Consider the following 21,330-nt stretch of genomic DNA (forward strand, 5'->3'; position numbering starts at 1 on the left):
AGGCCGTCGAGGGCTGAGGTCAGGGAACGATGGCGCCGGGGAGCAGCTCGGTCAGGGCGGTGGCGGAGCGGGAGCCGGGCTCGGCGTGCAGCAGCAGGGCCTCCAGGCCGGCGGTGCCGGCGACCTTGAACTTCTCGACCAGTAGTTCCAGGTCGCCTACCCGTGGGTGGCGGATTCGCAGGGGGCCGCTCTGGGCCGCTCGCACGTCGTGTCGCGCCCACAGCTGGCGGAAGCGGTCGCTCTTCATCGACAGCTCACCTATCAGGGCGTGCAGTCGCTCGTCGTCGGTTTCGGCGCCGATCTGGGCTCGCAAGTGGGCCACCACGGCTGCCGTCTGGTGCTCCCAGTCGGGCTGGTGGGCCCGGGTTGCCTTGTCCACGAACAGAGAGCGCAACCGGTTGACGCCGGGCGTCAGGTCCGGGGCCAGTGCGCGGGCCAGCGGGTTGGCGGCCAGCACGTCGCTGTATTTGTTGAAGACGATGGCGGGCACGTTGATGGTCTGTAGCAGGAGCTCCAAGCTTCGGGGCACCTGCTCCTCGCGCCGGGGTGGGCGGCGGCGGGACTTCGGCTGGGCCAGGGCGCTCAGGTAGGCCGTACCCTCCGCATCGAGCTGTAGCACCGCGGCCAGTGAGTCGATCACCTGGGGTGATGGGCTTCGGTCTCGGCCCCGCTCCAGGCGCAGGTAATACTCCACGCTGATGCCGGCCAGCATGGCCACCTCCTCGCGGCGCAGACCGGGCACCCGCCGCAGGCCGTGGCCGGGTGGCAGGCCCGCCTCGGCCGGAGTGACCAGCTCCCGCCGGGCGCGCAGGAAATCCCCGAGGGCGTTGTCCATGAGGCCACGGTAGGTCGCGGCGCGAGGCGGTGGGGTGTCCCTGCTACTACCCGGAACAGCGGGGAACTCCCGCGGGTGGCGACAGCGGCCGACGATCTTCGGCATGACAACTCGCACCTGGTTCATCACCGGTATCAACAGTGGCTTCGGGCGGGAGCTGGCCGAACAGCTCCTCGATCGCGGGGATCGGGTCGCCGGCACCGTGCGGCGGGCCGGCTCGGTCGATGATCTGCGGCAGAAGCACGGCGATCAACTCTGGGTCGGCGATCTCGACGTCACCGACCTGGGCCGGGTCCGTGCGGTCGTCGACGCCGCCTTCGCCGCGCACGGGCGGATCGATGTGGTGGTCAGCAACGCCGGCTACGGGCTGTTCGGGGCGGCCGAAGAAGTCACCGACGAGCAGGTCGAGCATCAGATCGCCACCAACCTGCTCGGGTCGATCCAGACCGCCCGGGCCGCGCTCCCCCATCTGCGGGCGCAGGGCGGTGGGCGGCTGATCCAGATCTCCTCGGTCGCCGGGCTGGCCGCGCACCCGGGCGCGTCGCTCTATCACGCGGCCAAGTGGGGTGTCGAAGGCTTCATGGAGGCGCTCGCCCAGGAGGTCGCGCCCCTCGGGATCGGGGTGACGCTCGTCGAGCCGGGCGGGGCGCGCACCCGGTTCGCCGGCGGCAGCGTGCGGATCGCCGAGCCGCTCGCCGCCTACGCCGGGACGCCGGCCGCGTTCGTGCAGACCTTCCGGGCGAACCCGCCGGCGCTGCTCGGCGATCCGGCCAGGATGATGGCCCGGGTGATCGAGAGCGCCGACCGGGAACCCGCCCCGCTGCGGCTGGTCCTGGGCAGCGACTCCTATCAGGCCGTGACCGCGGCGCTGCGGGCCCGCCTGGCTCAGATCGAGCCACAGGCGACCAACGCGGCGTCGACCGACGCTTAGTGGCCGTCTCGCAACCCGTTTCCGCAGCGAGTAAGAGGAGCATCAGAGCGAACCATGAGAAAACCTATGTCGCGGTGATCAAGTGTGCCATTACCGTGCGAGCCGACACTGTGGAACGGCCGGGTCCTTGAAAGGGGAGTCCTCTGGTGGGCATTGACGTCATCGTCGTGAACGGCGGGTCCAGTTCGGGTAAGTCCGGCATTGTCCGCTGCCTCAAGGCGATCCTTGCCCAGCCGTGGATCAATATGGGTGTGGACGACCTGGTCGACCGCCTGCCGCCCGCCCTCCTCGAGTCCGGCTCCGGTATCTCCTTCGGGCAGGGCGGCGAAGTGGTCCTCGGCGCGGACTGGCGAGCAATCGAGACTGCCTGGACAACGGGTGTCGCCGCCATGGCCCGAGCGGGCGCACGGATCATCATCGATGACGTCTTCCTCGACGGCAGGACCTCGCAGGAGCGCCTCCGCCGCCACCTCGACGGCCTGGAGGTGCTGTGGGTCGGTGTGCACTGCGCGCCAGCGGCCGCCACGGCGCGGGAGTTCGCCCGAGGCGACCGAGTATTCGGGATGGCCGCGCTACAGGCTGAAACCGTGCACAAGGGCGTCGTGTACGACGTCGAGGTCGACACCACACACGCCGAATCGCTGGACTGCGCCCGTACCATCGCCCAGCACGTGCATTGACGTCGATCGTGGCCTTAGCGGAGAGGCCGGGCCCACCAACCCGCTCCTGATTCATAAGGAGCTGCGGGACCAGCGACAGCCAGCCCCGAGCACCGCGCTTCGCACCGCTCATCCCGCGAGCGTAGAACCGGCCCCAACCCGATCTTGGAGCAGCAAGACAGGCACTTAGCCGAGCGCCTTCGCCAGGGCCTCGGCGTTCTTCTTGTCCACCCGGGGGAACGTCAGTGAGATGCCGTCGCCCTCGGTGCCGAACGCCAGGCGCAGCAGGCTCACGACGCCCCACTTGGTCTCGGCGAGGGTGACCGTCTCGCGCGGCACCTCGCCGAGGATCTTGTCGCCGGGGCCGCCCATGAAGGTCTGCGGCAGGAAGATGAGCCGGCGGTCGGTGACCACGACGAACTGCTTCTTGGCCTTGGTGAGGTCGTGCGACAGCAGCGCGCCGCCGGCGCCGGTGAGCAGGCCCTGCTGGGCGACCACACTGAACCGGCCGGACGAGAACTTCCCGACCATCGCCCTGGTCGCGACGATCGGCGTCTCGCCCTGCTGGAGGATCGGACCGGCCTTCTCGAACGCGCGTGTCTGCAGCTTCTCTTGCATGATTTCCCCGTTTTCTCGATGACGAACGCGGAGATGCTACGACCCGCCGATCCCCGTCGGCGACCCCGTTCCGGCTGAGAAATGAGTAGGCCGGCTGAGAAATGAGTAGGGTCGAGGTGATGCGGGTCGTGGTGGTCGGGCAGCTGGCGCGGGACATCGTGCTGACGGTCGACGAGTTGCCGGCGGCGGGCACGGCCGTGGGCGTCTCGGAGCGGGTGGAGATGCTCGGCGGCAAGGGTGCCAATCAGGCGGTCGCGGTGGCGAAGCTGGGCGTTCCGGTGAGTCTGATCGCGGTGACCGGCGACGACCACTACGGCGATCAGATGCTGGCGCTGGCGATCAGCGAAGGCGTCGATGTCCGGCCGGTGGTGCGGCGGCGCGGCACGCCGACCGGGTTGAGCGTGGCGGCGGTCGACGCCGACGGCGACCGGCGCTACCTGGAGCATCTGCCCGATGCCACCAGACTGACCGCGGACGACGTGGACGCTTCCGCCGATCTTCTGCGCCACGCGGACGCCGTGATGGTGCAGCTGGAGCAGCCCGCCGCGGCCGTGGAGGCCGCGATCCGCTATGCCCGGGAAGGCGGCGCCATACTCGTCATGGACGGCGAGGGGGACGCTGGGCCGGGCCTCATCGTGCGAAAGAACGAGATCGCCTGGCGGGATCCGCGATGGGGCGAGGGCCGGCTGGATCTGACCGAAAAGACCGACGAATTCACCGCGGCCCTGACCGTCAAGCTGCTGCGCGGGGCCGCGCCGGCGGAAGCGGCGCGCCGGTCAACGTCACCGTGACCTGCGCGATCGACGGATCCTCAAGCAAGGAGGAGCGCAGCCGGTCCACCTTTTCGACAAGCTCGCCGGCCGGCGTCGACGGGTGCCGTGGGCTCAGGCTGATGTTGACCAGCAGGTTGGACGGGCCCATGTAGACGGCGTGCACCGAAGCCGGCGACGCGGCCCACTCCTCATCGGAGATCCGCTGCCGGATCGGTTCCACCACGTCGTCGGGGGCGGCCTCCTCCAGCAGCAGCGCCTTGGAGCGCCGGGCCAGCAGGAACGCCACCGCGATGAGCAGGAGGCCGATCAGGATGCTGCCGATCGCATCCCAGGTCGCCCAGCCGGTCCACGCGTGCAGCAGCAGGGCGGCGAGCGCCACGACCAGGCCGATCAGGGCCGCGGTGTCCTCCATGAAGACGGTGGTGGCGCTCGGGTCGGAGGCCCGGGCGAGGTGCTCGCGCATCGAGCGCTGCTGCTCCTGGGCATCCTGTTTGAGCTGCTGGCGGGCGGTGTGCCAGGAGTACGCCTCGAAGCCGAACGCGACCACCAGCACGGCCACGCCGACCCACAGCGACTCGACCGGCTCGGGCAGCAGCAGGCTGCGGATACCCTCGCCGATCGACAGGGTGCCGCCGACCAGGAAGATGCCGAGCGCGGCCAGGAACGCCCAGAAGTAGCGCTCCTGGCCGTAGCCGAACGGCCGGTCCGCGTCCGGCCCGCGGGTCGATTTGCGCAGGCCGACGAAGAGCAGCACCTCGTTGCCGGTGTCGGCGACCGAGTGCGCCGCCTCCGCCCACATCGACGCCGAGCCGGTCAGGAGGGCGGCCACGATCTTCGCGATCGCGATGCCCAGGTTGGCGATGACCGCGACGAGCACGGTCTTGGAGCTGCTGCTGTCGTCGGCCACGCCCGGGGGCTACCCATCGCGGGGCGGGTGCAATCAGTGAACCTTTTTCAACGTGGCCAGGGCTGCAGCGCCCGGCGCCGGTCATCGCGCCGGAACATCAGGCCCGATGCCAGGTTGAAAAAGGTTCATCGGACCTCGCGGAGTTTGCCGGTTTCCACCTCGTACACAAAGCCTCGGATTGATGTTTTGATCGGGATGAACGGGTCCTCGGTGATGCGGCGGATCGACTGGCGGACGTCGGCGTCGAGGTCGGTGAAGGCCTCGGGGGCCCATGGCGGACGGATGCCGGTCTCGCGCTCGATGGCGCTCTTGAACTCGTCGTCGGTGAAGGTCAGCATGCCGCAGTCGGTGTGGTGGATCAGGATGATCTCGGTGGTGCCGAGCAGTCGCTGGCTGATCGCGAGGCTGCGCAGCTCGTCGGCGGTGATCACCCCGCCGGCGTTGCGGATGACATGGGCGTCACCTTCGGAAAGACCGAGGATTCCGTACGGGCTGAGCCGCGCATCCATGCAGGCGACGACCGCGACGTGCTTGGCGGGCGGCAGCGGCAGCGAGCCCTTGTCGAAACTGGCCGCGTAGCGCTCGGCGTTGGCGAGGAGTTCGTCGGTGACGGTCATGGTGGGGCCTCCGGGGTCGAGTCGGTGCCGGTCTCGGCCCCACCATAGCCACATCTCCTATCGGTCAACTAGTTAGTGCTGGTTGAAGGTGTCGTGCGTGATGTATTGCCCGGTCGGCGGGGTGACCGTCGAGCGGTTCGAGGTCGACTCCCAGGCCCAGCTGCTGTCCGCGTTCTTGATCAGATACTTGAACTCGATCGCCGTGTTCGGCGGCAGGGTGAGGCTCGCCGACCAGATCGGGTAGGTCGCCGCGGACAGCGGCACCGCCCGCGCCGGATCCCACTGGCCGAGCTCGGGGATGCTGCCGACGACGTACAGGTTCTGGCCCCAGACGGTGGTCATGGTGACGTTGAAGGTGGCGGCGATGCGGTTGGCCGGCGGGTGCAGGGTCACCCCACTGCCGTCACGGACGGCGTTTTTGAGGTACGCGTACGCCAGCCCGTCGGTTCCGCCGATGTTCTCGATCCCGATCGTCGCGCTCGTCCCGGTGGCCCGCTCCCCCACCGGCCCCCGGTAGCGGTAGGTGACGGTGCCGTCGGCGTGCAGGATCGCGCTGACCGACACCCGCTGCGTGGCGTCACCGAAGAACATCACGTTGCGCCACTCGACCACGAACGTGTCCGCGGTCGACGCGGTGTAGACGGCCGCCGCCGCGTCGACGTAGAGGTCGTCCCAGAAGGGGTAGAGCGCGTCGTTGGGTTCGGTGTTCAGCGGCAGGTCGGTGTTCGCGAACGAGGTGGACGCGCCGTCGAACGCGATCAGCCCGTTGGTGCCCACCCACGCCTGGGTGTGGGCAACGCCGTAGAGCGGGAACGAGAACGGCAGCGTCACCGATGCCGCACTGTCGTCACCGGTGAGCGCCAGCAGCTGATCGCCCTCGCGGTAGCCCTCGGTGGCGGCCGCACAGGTGTAGCCGTAGTGGTCCGAGGTGAGCGGCAACTCCAGGTCAAGTGTCTGGTCACCACTGAGGGTGAGCTGGCGGGTGACGCCCGACGCGCAGCCACCGGCCGGGTGCACGACGACCTCGTAGCTGCCGAACGGCGCGGCGAGCCGATAGTGACCGCCCGAGTCGCTGGTGACGGACACCGGCGTACCCGTCAACGCGACCGACACCCCCGGGACAGGACTGCCGCCGCTGGTCAGCAGCCCGCTGAGCACGGCCGAGGCGCTGGTGGTGAGGGCCGCGTCGAGCCGCGCCGAGCCGCCCGCGGTGATCGACACGTCCCCCTCGAACGTGTCGTAGCCGAAGGCGCTGATCCGCACGTGGTGATTGCCGGCGACAAGCCGCGCAAACCGGAAGCCGCCGTCCGCCGCCGTGGTGAGCGACCGCCCGCCGATCGTCACGGCCGCCCCGGAGATCGGGAAGCCTTCGCCGGTGACCGTGCCGGCCAGGCTCCCGCTCGGGCTGACCGCGAGGGTCACCGCCGCGTACGCGTCGAGCCGCCCCTGCCCCCACACGTTGTTGTCGGCGGCCGTCCCGCCGCAGCTGGTGTCGTCGGTGTCGATCGCCGTCTCGTCGAGGATCTCCCGGGTCGCGGCGATGTCGTGCCGCAGCGCCGGGGCCGCCGCCCAGATCAGCGCGACCGTGGCCGCGGTGTGCGGCGACGCCATCGAGGTGCCGCTGTAGACGCCGTACCCGCCGGGCACGCTGGACCGCACGTCCACGCCGGGCGCCGCGATGTCCGGCTTGACCGCACCGTCCTGGCCGAACCCGCGGCTGGAGAACGAGGCGATCGCGTTGTTCACATCAAAAGCTCCTGATGCGTACGTCGCCGCGTAGCTCCCCGGCGTGCTTGCCGAGCCGCAGATCGGGCCGTTGTTGCCGTTGGAGAACGCCGGGAAGATGCCCGCGCCCACCCAGTTGCTGACGATCTCCGAATACCAGGGGTCGAAGCCGGAGCCACCGCCCCACGAGTTGTTCACGACGTCCGGCGCCAGGTCCGGCCGCGGGTTGTTGCCGGCCCGGTCGGTCGGCGCGACGATCCACTGCCCGGCCGCCAGCAGCGACCCGACCGAGCAGGAGTTGCTCTCGCAGCCCTTGGCCGCGATCCACTTCACGCCGGGCGCGACGCCGAGACCGTCCGCTCCCGCCATCGTGCCCATGGTGTGCGTGCCGTGGCCGGAGTTGTCGCAGGGCAGGTTGTCCGCGCAGGTGTGCGACGGGTCGTACCAGTTGTAGTCGTGGCTGACGCTGCCGTCGGCGTTGCGGCCGCGGTAACTCGCGGCCAGCGCCGGGTGGTCGAACTGGACGCCGGTGTCGACGTTGGCGACCACGATGCCGGCGCCGGTGTCGCCGCGCTCGCTCCAGACCCGCGGCGCGTTGATCCGGTCGACGTTCCATTCGACGCTCGACACCTCGGCCTGGGCGGTGCCGGCCTGCACGGCCGGGAGCTTGACCGGCTCGTCCGGCAGCACCGCCTTGACCTCGGGCCGGGCGGCGACCGCGGCGAGCAGGGCGGCGTTGCCGGTGACCCGCATGGTGTCGGCGATCCAGTACGCCTGATACGGCGCCTTGCGCTTGCCGAGGAGCGTACGCAGCCCGGCCTGATCGCGGTTCGCGCCGGCCCGGACGTCCCGGTAGACGGCGCCGGCCTTCGCCTTTCCGGTGGCTTTGCGGGTCGCCGCGAGGTCGTCGCCGCCGCGCAGCATCACCCAGAAGGTCGTCGTTCCCCCATCGGCGACCTGTGCGCTGACCTTGGCCGAGATCTTGTTGTCGGCCGCGGCGGCGGGTGCCGCCGCGGCCACTCCGGTCATGACGGCGGCCGCACCGAACGCGGCCACCCAAGATCGGAATCTCATCCGAATGTCCCCCCTGCCGCGGGGAACGGACGCCCCCGCGAACGGACGGAAGGTATCGACGGGTGTTCCGATCCTGCAAGTTCTTGCAGTTCTTGCAATCCCGTTTCGGAAATATGTCAGCGCGGAGACACTGGCAGGTGGGCCGCGTTGATCCAGCTCCCGAATTTGTTGTAGGCGGCCACAATTAAACGCGCATGGCGAACAAACACCCTTGCAAGGAGTTTCAGAACTCCAGATACATCAGGTGCAGGCCGACGCGGCCGCGCGCCGGGTGCTCGAACGCGCGCGGGACGGTGCCGAGGATCCGAAAGCCCAGGCGCTCGTAGAGGGTGACGGCATGGATGTTGGTCTCGACCACCGCGTTGAACTGCACGCCGGCGTACCCCTGCTCCTCGGCCCACTTGATCGTCTCGCGGCACAGCGCCGAGCCGACGCCGCGCCCGCGTTCGGCCTCGGCCACCATGAAGCTGGCGGTGGCGATGTGCGCGCCCGGGCCGCCGCGGTTGGCGCCCATCTTGGCCGTGCCCAGGACCCGGTCGCCGTCCACCGCGACCACGGTGCGGCCCGGCGGCCGCTCGATCCAGATGGCCCGCGCCTGTTCCTCGGTCATGTCCGGGTCGAACGGGAAGGTGTCGGCGGCCCGCACGACGTCGCGGATGATCGCCCACACCTGCGGCCAGTCGGCCTCCTGGAAATCTCTCATGTGCTCAAGTAACGCAGAACCGCCAGGACGCGGCGATTGTGGGCCTCGTCCGGGGGCAGGCCCAGTTTGTCGAGGATGCTCGCGACGTGCTTCTCGACGGTGCCGCCGCTCACCACGAGCGCGTCGGCGATGCCGGCGTTCGAGCGGCCCTCGGCCATCAGCACGAGCACGTCGCGCTCGCGGCCGGTGAGCGCGGCCAGGCCGTCGGCGCGGCGGCCGGCCCGCAGCAGCTGCCCGACCACTTCCGGGTCGAGGGCGGTGCCGCCGGCCGCGACCCGTTCCAGGGTGTCGACGAACTCGGCCACGTCGGCCACCCGCTCCTTCAGGAGATAGCCGGCGCCGGCCGCGTTGCCCTCCAGCAGCCGGGACGTGTACTTGGTCTCGATGTACTGCGACAGCACCAGCACCCCGGTGCCCGGATGCCGGCGGCGGATCTCCAGCGCGGCGCGCAGGCCCTCGTCGGTGTGCGTGGGCGGCATCCGGATGTCGGCCACCACCACGTCCGGCCGGTGCTCGGCCACCGCGGCCAGCAGCGCGTCGCCGTCGCCGACCGCCGCGTCGACCTGGTGGCCGTGGTCCTCGATCAGCCGGGCCAGCCCGGCGCGGAAAAGTACGGCGTCCTCGGCGATCACCACCCGGAGGCTCATGCGCGCAAAGGTAACTCGACGGTGATCTTGGTGGGGCCGCCGGGCGGGCTCGCGATCGTCAGCCGGCCGTCGACCACCGCGACCCGCTGGGCGAGCCCGGACAGGCCGGTGCCGCGGGCCGGGTCGGCGCCGCCCAGGCCGTCGTCGTCGACGCTGAGCAGCAGCACGTCCCGATGGCCGGCCGCGCGGACCGCCACGGTGTTCGCGAAGCTGTGCTTGGCCGCGTTGGCCAGCAGTTCGGCGGCGCAGAAGTAGGCGATGGTCTCGATCGCCGGGGTCGGCCGGACCGGGATGCCGACGGTCAGCTCGACCGGGATCGCCCGGTCGGCGACCAGCGAGGCGAGCGCGTCGGCCAGCCCGTTGTCGAGCACCGGCGGGTGGATGCCGCGGACCAGGCCGCGCAGCTCGCCGAGCGCCTCCTTGGCGCCGCGCAGCGCGGCGTCGACCAGCTCGCGAGCCGCCACCACGTCGCTGTTGTCGAGCTTCTCGCGGGCCATCCCGAGGTTCATGGCCAGGGTGGCCAGCCGGATCTGCGCGCCGTCGTGCAGGTCCCGCTCCAGGCGCCGCAGCAGGGCGGCGGAGTCGTCGACCGCGGCCGCCCGGCTCAGCTCCAGGTCGTGGACCCGCTGGGCGAGCCGGCCGGGGCCGAGCAGGGCCCGGATCAGCCAGGCGTCGGCGGACGTCACGGCCCGGGTGACCCAGGGGGCGGCCAGCAGCATCGCCGCGCCGGCCGCGGCGGCGGCGAACGTGCCGGCCAGGGTCGCGACCTGGAACGTGCCCTCGCCGAACATGCCGAACGGCGTGTAGACCGGCATCGGGCTCATCGCGGCCCCGGGCGGGTGGTTGCGGAACGCTCCCCACACCAGCGGGTAGCTCAGGTTGACCACGCCGCCGACCCAGAAGTAGACGGCGTACAGCTCGAACAGGCCGAGCGGCAGCTTGACCACCTGGTAGGCGATCACCCGCCACCCGGCCCGGTGGCCCGGCTCGGCGACGCGAACCCGGAGCAGCCGGGCCGCCAGCCGGCGCTGCACCGCGCCGAGCCACCGGGCCGCCCCGGTCCACACCAGCAACACGACCAGGAGCCCCGCGCAGCCGGCGGCCGCGACGATGTGGACCGCGGACGGGTCGCCCCGCCCGCCCACGGCCGCCGCGACGACGACGAAAACCACCGGGTTGACCAGCGCGAACGGCAGTCCGGCCAGGCAGAACGCCAGCTCGCGACCCGGTCCCCGGAAGTCCATGCCGCTATCTTCCGCTATTGCCAGCTCCTCGCTGCGCTCCGAGCTGCCAACAGCAAATTCCGCACTGAGCTTGCCGATTCGCTCGCTACGCTCGTTCATGTGTCCCGGCGGGCCAGCAGCCACCCGCCGAGGGTCAGGGCGATCACCGCGTACAGCGAGAGCACGCCGAGGCCGGCCCACGCGGAGAGGAAGTCCGGGCAGGACGCCGCGTCGGTGCCGCAGGTGACCGGCATGGTCGTGCTGAGCGAGTTCGCCACGATCAGGATCGGCATGTACGACGCCACGCCGTGCGCCATGATGCCGATGAACTGCGCGGCCACGTAGACGCCGGCGACCAGCACCCCGACCGCGGCCGCGCTGTGCCGGACGATCGCGCCCAGGCCCAGGCCGAGCAGCCCGATCAGGCAGAAACCGGCCCCGGTCACCGCGACCGCCCGCAGCACGCCGGGCTGGCCGAGGGTGGGCGCCGTGACGCCGGCCCGCAGGGTGGCGCCGACCGCGAAGAACGCGATGAACGCCGCCGCCTCCCCGACGACCAGGGTCACCGCCCCGAACACCGCCGCCTTCGCGACCAGCACGAGCGGGCGGCGCGGGGCCGTGGCCAGGGTGGCCCGGATGGTGCCCGAGGAGTATTCGCCGGTCATCGTGAGCACCCCGAGCACCCCGGTCAGCAGCAGGCCCGGGACCACGCCGGCCAGGGCGTTGTTGGTGATGTCGCCGCCGCTGTTGGGGGTGTTCAGTCCGACCGCGACGCCGATCCCGACCGTCCCGGCGGCGGTGAGGATCAGCGTCCACCAGGTCGAGCGCAGGCTGCGCAGCTTGATCCATTCCATCCGGGCCACCTGGGCCAACCCGTAGCGCGCGGTCATGACGGTGCCCCCCGGTATTCGATCTCGTCGCTGGTGAGCCGGAAGAACGCGTCCTCCAGCGATTCCGCCCCCGCCGACAGCTCGGCGACGGTGGTGTCGGCGAGCAGCCGGCCCCGGCCGATCACCACGAGCCGCTCGGCGGTCAGCGCCATCTCGCTGATCAGGTGGCTGGACACGAACACCGTGCGGCCCTGCGCGGCGAGGGATTTCAGCAGGTTGCGGATCCAGCGGACGCCCTCGGGGTCGAGCCCGTTGACCGGTTCGTCGAACATCAGCACCGCCGGGTCGCCGAGCAGCGCCGCGGCCATCCCGAGGCGCTGCCCCATGCCGAGCGAGAACTTCCCGGCCCGCCGCCCGGCCGCGCCGGTCAGGCCGACCATGTCGAGCACCTCGTCGACCCGGGCCCGCGGGATCGCGTTGCCGGCGGCCAGCGCGGCCAGGTGGGCGCGGGCGCTGCGGCCCGGGTGGAACGCCTTGGCCTCGAGGAGGGCGCCGACCTCGCGCAGCGGCCAGGCCAGGTCGCGGTAGCGGCGGCCGCCGATCCGGGCCTGGCCGGCGTCGGGCCGGTCCAGCCCGAGGATCAGCCGCATGGTGGTCGACTTGCCCGACCCGTTGGGGCCGAGGAAACCGGTGACCACGCCCGGCCGCACGTCGAAGCTGAGCGCGTCGACCGCGACCGTCGGTCCATATCGTCTGGTGAGGTTCCGGACGTCGATCACCGGAGCTCCTTCCGTCGTCGTTGATGACGGAAGAAACGCTAGGGAAATGGCTGGTCAGGCGGGATCCGGCGGACACCCGTCTTCGTCTGGGGGAAATCCCCCAGCGAGCCTCGCCAGCAGGTCCTCGAAGACGCGCACCGCGCCGGGCAGGTTCGCGGCACGGTGGTAATCGATGGCCCGGTGCCAGCGGGCGGTCAGCGCCGCCACCGCCTCGGGCGGGGTGATGCCGCCGTAGACGTCGCACATCAGCCTCATCCGGCGGGCCTGCTCGGCGACCGGGACGACCGGGTCGGCCAGCTCGGCGAAACCCCACACCGCCTGGTCGAAGTCGTCGACGCGGCGGCCGGGGCGGACGTCGTCCTCGAAGTCGATGATGGCGACCGCCCGATCGCCGTCGAACACCGTGTTGTGCGGCCCGAGATCCCCGTGGCAGACGACCTCCTGGTCCTCGTTCAGCCCGATGGCGGCGGTCGCGTCGTGGAACGCCCGGATCAGCCCGGTGGCGCTGCGGATCTGCGCATCGTCGAGGCCGTGCGGCCCGTCGCAGACCGGGACCCACCCCTCGACGAACGTCAAGATCTGCCGGCCCTGGTCGTCGTAGCCCAGCGGGCGCGGCGTGCCCATGAAGCCTGCGTCGGCCATGCGCTGCAGGAGAGCGTCCACATAGTCGGACCGGTCGTGCCGGGGGCGGCGCACGGTGTTGCCGACGCGGACGATTCCCATCCCGTCAGACTCGCACCGGCTCGCGGACGACAGCCACCCGGCCCGGGAGGACGAACGACAGCAGCACGGCCACCCCGGTGAAGCCGACCGTCCACCAGAACGCAGTGCCGAACCCGGCGGTGGCCAGGATGACCGCCAGCAGGGCGACCCCGACCGAGCCGCCGACCTGCTGGGCGATCCGAGTGACGATGCTGGCGTGCGGGACCGCCTCCCGGTCGAGGCCGACGAACGCGACCGTCATGATCGGGATCATCACCATGCCGAGGCCGAGGCCGCGCACGAACAGGGTCACCAGCAGCGGCCAGATCGTGGTGTCCGGGCCGGCCAGCGCGAACGGGACGGTCGCCGCCCCGACCAGGACGAAGCCGATGATCGAGACGGTGCGGGCACTGACCCGGTCGAGCATCCGCGCGGCGACCGTGCGGCTCAGCATCGAGCCGGCGCCCTGCGGGATCAGCAGCAGTCCGGCCGCGAGAGCGTCCATCCCGCGCAGCTGCTGCCAGTAGAGCGGGAGCAGCAGCATCGCGCCGTAGAGCGAGGCGCCCGACAGGAACAGCAGGGCGGTCGCCGCCCAGGTCGGCCGCGAGCGCAGCACTTCCAGGTCGACCAGGGCGTCGCCCTTGCGGCGCAGCGCCCGGACCACGAACGCGGCCAGGAGCAGGGCGCCGCCGAACGTCGGGACGAGCACGTCGGCCTGGGCGAAGCCGCCGTGGGTCACGTTGGACAGGCCCCACAGCAGGGCGACCAGGGCCGGGGACAGCAGCAGCAGGCCGAGCACGTCGAGGCGGACCCGGCGGCCGGGGACGTCGGCCGGGATCAGCCGCCACGCCAGGACCAGGCCGGTCAGGCAGAGCGGCACGTTCACCAGGAACAGCCAGCGCCAGTCGCCGGCGCCGAGGATCAGGCCGCCGATCACCGGGCCGAGGATCGGGCCGAGCGCGGCCGGCAGCGCGACGGTCGACATCAGGCGGGCCCGGTCGGAGTCCTTCGCGGCCTGCATGATCATCGTGGTCATCAGCGGCATCATCGCGCCGCCGCCGATGCCCTGCACCACCCGGAACGCGATGAGGCTGGGGGCGTCCCAGGCGAACGAGCAGAGCACCGAGCCGAGCAGGAAGACGGTCAGGGCGGCCATCCAGAGGCGCTTGGCGCCCAGGTGGCTCTGCAGCCAGCCGACGGTCGGGATGACCACGCCCAGCGCCAGAAGGTAGCCGGTGCTGACCCACTGGATGGTGCCGACGCCGGTGTGCAGGTCAGCGGCGAGCTCGTGCAGCGCGACGCTGACGATCGTCGAGTCGAGGATGACCGCGACGCCGCCGACCAGCACCGCAATGGCGATGCGCAGCGCAAGGGGATCGATTCGGACCTTGGAAGACATCGGAGGGCCGCCTTAAGGTACGCAGCTGTATCTAACGATTGACACGCTACGTCGCCGCGATAAGATACGCAAGTGAGTCTTAAAGAGGGATCGCGGCGGCGCGGCCAGGAGTTGGAGGACGCGATCCTCGACGCCGCGTGGGCGGTGCTGGATGAGCACGGTTACTCCGGGTTCACCTTCGAGGCGATCGCCGCCCGGGCCGGCACCAGCCGGCCGGTGCTCTACCGGCGCTGGCCGCAGCGCACCGACCTGCTGCTGGCCACCCTCACCAAATTCTGGGCGGGGCAGCCGATCCCGCTGCCCGACACCGGCAACCTGCGCGAGGACGCGATCACCCTGTTACGCCGGGCCGGCGTCGGCCGGGCCCGCATGATCACCCTGCTCGGCACCCAGCTGATGGACTACTTCCGGGAGACCGGCACCAGCTTCAGCGACCTGCGCGAGCAACTCCTGCCGGCCGACCGGCGGCGGGGCGGCTTCGAGACGATCCTGGCCCGCGCGGTCGAGCGTGGCGAGGTGCCCGACGTGCCCCGCTCGGCCCGCGTGGTCAACCTGCCGTTCGACCTGGTCCGGCACGACATGCTGATGACCCTGCGCCCGGTCCCGGACGAGTCGATCATCGAGATCGTCGACGAGGTGTGGCTGCCGCTCATCCGCTGACGACGAGCACGAACGTCCCGCGGGCCGCCCCGACCGTCGCGGTGACGGTGGCGACGCCGGGGCGGACGGCCCGCAGGGTTTTGCCCTCCACCCGGACCACGGACGGCCGGTTGCTCTCGTAGCGGACCTCGGCGGGATGCACCAGGCTCTGGTCGGTCAGCGCGACCGTGAGCTGCGGGTCGATCCGGCTGCCCACCGGGAACCGCAGCCGCTGGGTGATGCCCTTCGCGGCGTCGCCGACCACGATCGGCTTGGCGGTCACCACCGACGGGGTCGGCTCCGGGATGTCGGTCACCTCCACGGTCGCGCGGCGCCGGACGTCCTGACTGGAGGCCGCCAGCTCCAGGCCGTAGCGGCCGGGATCGACCCGGAACTTTTCGCCGGCGAAGAACGCCAGCGCCTCGATCGGGGCGCTGAGGGTCACCGATGCGGACTCGTGCGGGCCAAGTTCGATCTTGCGGAAAGCGACCAGGCGCTTGCGGGGGCGCTCGTCGGCCGGGCGGGCGTCCGGGGTCGTCGCGTAGAGCTGGACCACCTCGGCGCCGGCCCGGCGGCCGGTGTTGGTGACCGTGGCCGTCGCGGTGAGCGTGCCGCCGTCGTTCGTCACCCGCAGCGCGTCGTAGCGGAAGGCGGTATAGCTCAGCCCGTACCCAAAGGGGAAGGTTGGGGTGCCGGTGAAGTATTGGTAGGTGCGGCCGGGCGTGGTCGCCGTCGGGCGAATGCCGTAATCCTCCATCGGCGGCAGCTGGGATTCGCTCGCATACCAGGTGAAGGGCAGTTTGCCGCTCGGATTCGCCGCCCCCAGCAGGACGTCGGCGAGCGCGGCGCCCTGCTGCTGGCCGTTGAACGAGCTCCACAGGATCGCGGCGGTGAAGTCGGCGAACGGCGCCACGTCGACCTGGCCGACGGTCTGCAGGTAGGCGACGGTGTGCGGATTGGCCTTCGCCACCCGGCGGATCAGATCGGCCTGGGCGCCCGGCAGCGCGAGGGTCGTCCGGTCATGGTCCTCACTCGCGGTGCTGCGATCGGTGCCGGCCACGACGATCGCCACGTCGTACCCCGCGGCCGCTTTTACCGCCGCCGGATCGACCGTGTCCAGGTCGCCGGGCAGCGTGCCGGCCAGAAAGTCGACAGTCGCACCTGGATTCGCCTTCTTGACCGCCGCTTCGATCCCTTGGAACGGGGTCACCGAATTCGCCACGCCAGCCTCGGTCTGCACGCTCGAATAGCCGCCCAGATAGAGCTCCGGCGGGTCGGCAAACGCACCGATCACCGCGACCCGATAACGGCCGGTAGCCGGGACCTGCAGCGGCAGAATCCGGTTCTTCAGCAGCACCAGGCTTTCGGTGGCCGCCTCGCGCGCCATGGCCAGGCGTTCCGGGGTTTCGGTGACACCCCCATTCGCGGCCAATCGCTCCCGGGCCGCCGCCACCCACGGCACCCGCGACTCCGCGTCGAACTCCCCCAACGCCATCCGCGCGGTGAACAACCGGGCCACCGAGACGTCAACGTCAAATTCATTGAAAACCCCGGCTTGTGTACGGATGGATCGCGCCACCGCCCCCGGGACCGTGTTCGCGTAATTCCAGTCGTCGTGATAGCCCTGCGTGCAGTTGAGATCCTCACCCGCCGACAATGCGTAGGCGGTCCGCGAATATTGGTCGAGCAGCCCCGACCCGTTCGGTTGCCAGTTCTGCCCGGCCATCATCTCGAAGACGGCATCGCAGTCGGACGTGAAGTAACCGTCGAACCCGTACGTCTGCCGGGCCAGCGTCCCGATGAGGTGCGTGTTCGCCGCCGCCGGAACGCCGTTGACGCTGTTGTAGGAACTCATGACGGACCCCGGACGCGCCCAGCGGATGATGTCCCGGAACTGGGCCGTGTAGTACTCCCGCAGCGTCCGCTCATCCATGTCGGAGGACCCGTTGAGCCGGTTGGACTCGCTGTTGTTGGCGGCGTAGTGCTTGAGGGTCGCAACCGCCTTCAGATAGCCGTCCCGCGCGGGCCCCTGCAGCCCGTCGACGAATTGCGCGCCCAGCACCGCGGTGAGAAACGGATCCTCCCCGAACGTCTCGTCATTGCGCCCCCACCGCGGATCCCGCGCGAGGTTGACGGTCGGCGAGTAGAAGTCGAGGTCGAGCCGGTTGTCCCGGACGACTTCGCGCGCTTCGTCGGAGATCATCGAGGCCTCGCGGCGGACCAGCTCCGGATCCCAGCTGGAGGCCAGCGAGAGCGAAACAGGGTACGAGGTGGTGTTGGTGAGATTGGGCGGCTGATCCCCGTCGTTGGTCTGCTCGCGGGCAACCCCGTGGGCAGCTTCGTTCCACCAGCCATAGGCGGCCACGCCAAGCCGCGGAACAGCCGCCGACTGACTGCTGACCAGCTGCGAGGCCTTCTCGTCCAGCGTCATCCGTTCGACAAGATCAGCGGCCCGCTCACCCGGCGAATACCCCCGGTCGAGATAGATCGGAGTGCCGGCGACCGCGGCCGTGTCCGCAGCGGTAACGACAAGCGGAAGCAACACGGCAACCGCACCCACCACAGCCATCGACCGACGCATGCGCCCTCCCCCGACCGGCACCGCCATCCTCCCGCGCCGCGGACGTGACGCGCAGCCCCGCCGTCAGACGACGGACGACCGCAGCGGATGGACTCCCCGAGCGGTTCGCTGACCGCTCGGCTGCAGAGGCCATCCGGGAACCGGGAACTGATCGAGCCGTCGCACAAGGTTCGGTGGGTGCCGATTCCGAGGGGCGGTTGCTGAGCGGAATTTCGGCCTTCGGCGCTGCTGTCCTCGATCGGACAGCGGGACCACCGCTCTAGGCGATGGGCAGATCTCGATGGTGGGCGCATCGTTTGCCGGTCCCGGCGGTGCGCACACGAACGAGGTCGTGGAAATGACGAAGAGTCAGAGCGGCGATACGCGTTGGATCGTGAGCTGGGGCGTAATTCTGACTCTGGTAGCGGTGGTGATCCCGCTCGGCGCCGGGTCGCTGTTCGGCTACTCAGACAAAATGCTGGTTTACGCGGGCGCGGTGGTCACCGCGCTCGTCGCGCTGATCGCCCACACGCTGACCCGCCAGTCCAACCGTCGGCTCGCGGTCGAGCAGAAGCAGAGCTTCGGCCAGTTGAAGCTGGAAGCGGCGATGCGAGCCGGGCAGCTCGTCAGCTCCAAGGACGGCCTGGGCGTCGACCGGGCCGCGGCCGCCTCCAGCCTGCTGGCGCTGACCCGCCTCGACCAGGCCGGGCTCGCCGTCGCCATGCTGGTCGACCTCTGGGACGGGGGCAAAGACAAGGTTTCGACCGAGACCGCCATCCTGGTCATCGATGGGGCGCTGCGGTCGGATCAGCGCAACGCCCAGCTGATGGCGGCCGAGCTGCTCTGTCGCAACGCCCGCAGCCTCGACGCGTGCCAGTCGCTGCACTGGCCGAGCGTGATCGACGGGGGCTGGGATCCCCGCTTCGGCGACAAGACCAAGCTTCTGCTGTTCGAGGCGCTGCTCGACATGACGTTGACAAAGGCGCCGAACGAAAACGCGCTCCGCTCGGTCGCTGTCCGTCTCTACGGCGTGTGGGCGGCCGAGGCCGCGGAACGCCGTCGGTCAGGGCGGATCCCTGTCACTGGTGGTCGACCGGTCAGACGTTCAGCGGCCACGATGACGTCGAAGGCGCATCTCACGGCCGCGACCGAGATCGCCGAGGCAGGTAGGCGCAGATCCAGTGCCGGCTGCCCCGGGCGACGGTGCGGACCGACCGCATCGCCGTCAACGGGCCCGGTGCAGGCAGGCCGGACTTCGTACAGCGCGCACGGCTGCCGCACTCGGCACGCTGGTTTCTGCGGCCTAGATCAACACAATTTCCAGGATGTCGGGGCCTTCCAGCCCCGTTGAGGCCCCAACATCCTGAAAGCTGTGTTGATCATGAATGCTTCCGCACATCGGCGGAAGAAGGCGTCGGATTGCGGCTTGGCCTGGCCGGGTGGCCGGAGGATCGAGGACGTCGTGGTCGATGAGGCGGCGCGCGGGCATGGTGGCAGTGCCGTGACGCGCAGCCCTGCCGCTTGGAGAGCGTGTGGGCGGAGAAGTCGATAGCGTCGGGGGCATGAGCGCTCTTGCGAAAGCTCGCCGGATCGGCCGGATTCCGGTGGTTGACGTTGCGCCGGTGGTGGACGGCGGTAACCGGCCCGCGAAATCGGTGGTGGGCGAAGAGTTCGAAGTGACGGCCACGGTGTTCCGGGAGGGACACGACGCGGTCAACGCCACCGTCGTCCTCGTCGACCCGGCCGGACACGAGCGTTCGCTGTCCATGACCAGGGTCAACGCCGGGCTGGACGCGTGGGCGGTGACCGTGTCGGGAGATTCTGCCGGGCGCTGGGCGTTCCGGGTGGAGGGCTGGTCCGATCCGTACGGGACCTGGAACCACGACGCCGTCATCAAGATCGGTGCCGGGGTGGACGTGGAACTGATGCTGGAGGAAGGTGCCCGTGTCCTGGACCGGGCAGTCGCCGAGGTAGAGCGCACCAACGGGCAGGCGAGGGTTCTTCAGGCCGCTGCGGCGATGTTGCGCGATGCCGAGAGCTCGCCGGAGGTGCGGCTCAACGCGGGCCTCTCGTCGGCCGTGGTCCGGGAGCTTCGGGAGCGTCCGCTCCGCGAGCACGTCTCGGCCGGCGCGAACCTGCCCTGGCTGGTCGAAAGGGAACGCGCCCTCTACGGCGCCTGGTATGAATTCTTCCCCCGCTCCGAAGGCGCCCATTTCGACGAGTCCGCCGGCGGCTGGGTCAGCGGTACGTTCGCCACCGCCGCGAAGCGTCTGGCGGCCGTGGCCGGCATGGGGTTCGACGTGATCTACCTGACGCCGATCCATCCGATCGGCCGGGTCAACCGCAAAGGCCCCAACAACAGCCTGAACGGCGACGAGCAAGACCCGGGTTCGCCGTACGCGGTGGGCTCCTCCGACGGTGGGCACGACGCTCTTCATCCGGACCTGGGGTCGTTCGACGACTTCGACCTGTTCGTCGGCGAAGCCGGGCGGCTCGGCCTTGAGGTCGCGCTGGATCTGGCGTTTCACTGCGCGCCGGATCACCCGTGGATCGAGCAGCACCCGAAGTGGTTCACCACGCGAGCGGACGGCTCCATCGCGTATGCGGAGAACCCGCCGAAGAAGTACCAGGACATCTACCCGCTGAACTTCGACAACGACCCGGAGGGCCTCTACGCCGAGCTACGCCGGGTCGTGCAGGTCTGGATCGATCACGGCGTGCGGATCTTCCGGGTGGACAACCCGCACACCAAGCCGGTCGAGTTCTGGGAATGGCTGATCGCGGACGTCGCGGTAAGCCACCCGGAGGTCATCTGGCTGGCCGAGGCGTTCACCCGGCCGCCGATGATGCGCACCCTGGCGCAGGCGGGGTTCCAGCAGTCGTACACCTACTACGCGTGGCGGCACACCAAGACCGAGATCGAGGAGTACCTGCGGGAGCTGTCCGGGCCCGCGGCGGCGTACATGCGGCCCAGCTTCTGGCCGACCACGCATGACATCCTCACGCCGTTCATGCAGCGCAGCGGCCCGGCCGGTTGGGTGTTGCGGGCCGCGCTGGCCGCGACGCTGGTCCCCACCTACGGCATCTACACCGGGTACGAGCTGGTGGAGAACGTCGCGCGGCCGGGGGCCGAGGAGCAGATCGACAACGAGAAGTACCAGTACAAGGACCGGCAGTGGGCCACGCACGGCGAGCAGACGCTGGCGCCGTTCCTGCGCCGGCTCAACGAGATCCGGCGCGCCCATCCCGCCCTGCACTGGCTGCGCAACCTGCGCTTCCACCGGGCCGACGACGAGAACGTGCTGGTCTTCTCGAAGTCCCGCCGCGTCTACGACCGTGACGACGTGATCCTGGTGGTGGCCAACCTGGAACCGGCGGTGACCCGCGAGACGACGATCCACCTGACCATGCCGGAGCTGGGCCTGGCCCCCTCGGACACGTTCGTGGCGCACGACCTGATCACCGGCCAGCACTGGAACTGGGGCGAGCACGCGTTCGTCCGGCTGGGCGCGGCGACCGAACCGGTGCACATCATCCACGTCACGCCGTACTGACCGATGAGGCTGCGGCTTCGGCCTGACCGCACTGCGACTGACATCCCGGCGCCGGCCGATCGGGTGACGGCCTGGGCGGGGTGAGCGCAACCACCGGGGCCGGGCCGGAAGCGGGGGACGGCCCGGACCACCGACCAGGTGGTCCGTGGGCCGGG

At 70.4% G+C, this 21,330-nt stretch carries 19 protein-coding genes; 6 read left to right on the top strand and 13 right to left on the bottom strand.

Translation table 11 applies throughout. From position 1 onward, the window contains the following. Positions 1-19: 19 nt before the first annotated feature. Entirely contained in the window at positions 20-835 is an 816-nt protein-coding gene (locus Adu01nite_RS16185; RefSeq protein ID WP_203727683.1) for a helix-turn-helix domain-containing protein, read from the bottom strand. Positions 836-938: 103 nt separating this feature from the next. On the opposite strand from Adu01nite_RS16185, the gene Adu01nite_RS16190 reads away from it, so the two are divergent. Both Adu01nite_RS16190 and cpt read left to right on the top strand, forming a co-directional pair. Further along, positions 939-1,766, top strand: a complete 828-nt coding sequence (locus Adu01nite_RS16190; RefSeq protein WP_203727684.1) for an SDR family oxidoreductase — start codon at positions 939-941, stop codon at positions 1,764-1,766. 146 nt (positions 1,767-1,912) lie between these two features. Next, positions 1,913-2,446, top strand: a complete 534-nt coding sequence (gene cpt / locus Adu01nite_RS16195) for a chloramphenicol phosphotransferase CPT (protein ID WP_203727685.1) — start codon at positions 1,913-1,915, stop codon at positions 2,444-2,446. A gap of 165 nt (positions 2,447-2,611) precedes the next feature. On the opposite strand, the gene Adu01nite_RS16200 is transcribed toward cpt, so the two are convergent. Next, positions 2,612-3,043 (bottom strand): hypothetical protein, encoded by a 432-nt coding sequence (locus Adu01nite_RS16200; protein ID WP_203727686.1) that lies wholly within the window; start codon positions 3,041-3,043, stop codon positions 2,612-2,614. A gap of 101 nt (positions 3,044-3,144) precedes the next feature. Between Adu01nite_RS16200 and Adu01nite_RS16205 the strand changes: the two genes are divergently transcribed. Continuing rightward, entirely contained in the window at positions 3,145-3,834 is a 690-nt protein-coding gene (locus Adu01nite_RS16205; RefSeq protein ID WP_203727687.1) for a PfkB family carbohydrate kinase, read from the top strand. On the opposite strand, the gene Adu01nite_RS16210 is transcribed toward Adu01nite_RS16205, so the two are convergent. The 10 genes from Adu01nite_RS16210 to Adu01nite_RS16255 form a co-directional block, all read right to left on the bottom strand. Then, positions 3,776-4,723, bottom strand: coding sequence for a cation diffusion facilitator family transporter (locus Adu01nite_RS16210; RefSeq protein WP_203727688.1), 948 nt, complete (start codon positions 4,721-4,723; stop codon positions 3,776-3,778). The genes Adu01nite_RS16205 and Adu01nite_RS16210 overlap by 59 nt on opposite strands. A 125-nt stretch (positions 4,724-4,848) precedes the next feature. Continuing rightward, positions 4,849-5,340, bottom strand: coding sequence for a beta-class carbonic anhydrase (locus tag Adu01nite_RS16215; RefSeq protein ID WP_203727689.1), 492 nt, complete (start codon positions 5,338-5,340; stop codon positions 4,849-4,851). A 72-nt stretch (positions 5,341-5,412) separates the two neighbouring features. Then, entirely contained in the window at positions 5,413-8,139 is a 2,727-nt protein-coding gene (locus Adu01nite_RS16220) for a S8 family serine peptidase (protein WP_203727690.1), read from the bottom strand. A 223-nt stretch (positions 8,140-8,362) separates the two neighbouring features. Beyond that, positions 8,363-8,842 (bottom strand): GNAT family N-acetyltransferase, encoded by a 480-nt coding sequence (locus Adu01nite_RS16225; RefSeq protein ID WP_203727691.1) that lies wholly within the window; start codon positions 8,840-8,842, stop codon positions 8,363-8,365. Continuing rightward, a complete protein-coding gene (locus tag Adu01nite_RS16230; protein WP_203727692.1) occupies positions 8,839-9,489 on the bottom strand; it encodes a response regulator transcription factor in 651 nt (216 codons plus the stop codon). The genes Adu01nite_RS16225 and Adu01nite_RS16230 overlap by 4 nt, the downstream gene beginning before the upstream one ends. After that, on the bottom strand, positions 9,486-10,733 hold the full coding sequence (locus Adu01nite_RS16235) for a sensor histidine kinase (RefSeq protein WP_203727693.1): 1,248 nt from the start codon (positions 10,731-10,733) through the stop codon (positions 9,486-9,488). The genes Adu01nite_RS16230 and Adu01nite_RS16235 overlap by 4 nt, the downstream gene beginning before the upstream one ends. Before the next feature lie 95 nt (positions 10,734-10,828). Next, the gene (locus Adu01nite_RS16240; protein ID WP_203727694.1) at positions 10,829-11,602 is read right to left on the bottom strand and encodes an ABC transporter permease subunit; all 774 of its coding nucleotides are present in this window, start codon (positions 11,600-11,602) and stop codon (positions 10,829-10,831) included. Continuing rightward, a complete protein-coding gene (locus tag Adu01nite_RS16245; protein ID WP_203727695.1) occupies positions 11,599-12,321 on the bottom strand; it encodes an ABC transporter ATP-binding protein in 723 nt (240 codons plus the stop codon). The genes Adu01nite_RS16240 and Adu01nite_RS16245 overlap by 4 nt, the downstream gene beginning before the upstream one ends. 54 nt (positions 12,322-12,375) lie before the next feature. Then, entirely contained in the window at positions 12,376-13,044 is a 669-nt protein-coding gene (locus Adu01nite_RS16250) for a phosphotransferase (protein ID WP_203727696.1), read from the bottom strand. Between the two features lie 4 nt (positions 13,045-13,048). Further along, entirely contained in the window at positions 13,049-14,422 is a 1,374-nt protein-coding gene (locus Adu01nite_RS16255; protein ID WP_203727697.1) for an MDR family MFS transporter, read from the bottom strand. Positions 14,423-14,494: 72 nt separating this feature from the next. On the opposite strand from Adu01nite_RS16255, the gene Adu01nite_RS16260 reads away from it, so the two are divergent. Further along, on the top strand, positions 14,495-15,082 hold the full coding sequence (locus Adu01nite_RS16260; protein ID WP_203727698.1) for a TetR/AcrR family transcriptional regulator: 588 nt from the start codon (positions 14,495-14,497) through the stop codon (positions 15,080-15,082). On the opposite strand, the gene Adu01nite_RS16265 is transcribed toward Adu01nite_RS16260, so the two are convergent. Next, the gene (locus tag Adu01nite_RS16265) at positions 15,072-17,606 is read right to left on the bottom strand and encodes a glycoside hydrolase family 3 C-terminal domain-containing protein (RefSeq protein ID WP_239132453.1); all 2,535 of its coding nucleotides are present in this window, start codon (positions 17,604-17,606) and stop codon (positions 15,072-15,074) included. The genes Adu01nite_RS16260 and Adu01nite_RS16265 overlap by 11 nt on opposite strands. A 316-nt stretch (positions 17,607-17,922) precedes the next feature. Here Adu01nite_RS16265 and Adu01nite_RS16270 point away from each other — a divergent pair, with 316 nt between their 5' ends. Both Adu01nite_RS16270 and Adu01nite_RS16275 read left to right on the top strand, forming a co-directional pair. Further along, positions 17,923-18,972, top strand: a complete 1,050-nt coding sequence (locus Adu01nite_RS16270; protein WP_203727700.1) for a hypothetical protein — start codon at positions 17,923-17,925, stop codon at positions 18,970-18,972. A gap of 211 nt (positions 18,973-19,183) precedes the next feature. Next, a complete protein-coding gene (locus tag Adu01nite_RS16275; RefSeq protein WP_203727701.1) occupies positions 19,184-21,175 on the top strand; it encodes an alpha-1,4-glucan--maltose-1-phosphate maltosyltransferase in 1,992 nt (663 codons plus the stop codon). The last annotated feature ends 155 nt before the right edge of the window (positions 21,176-21,330 follow it).

The sequence above is a fragment of the Paractinoplanes durhamensis genome, from assembly GCF_016862175.1.
Classification (GTDB): domain Bacteria; phylum Actinomycetota; class Actinomycetes; order Mycobacteriales; family Micromonosporaceae; genus Actinoplanes; species Actinoplanes durhamensis.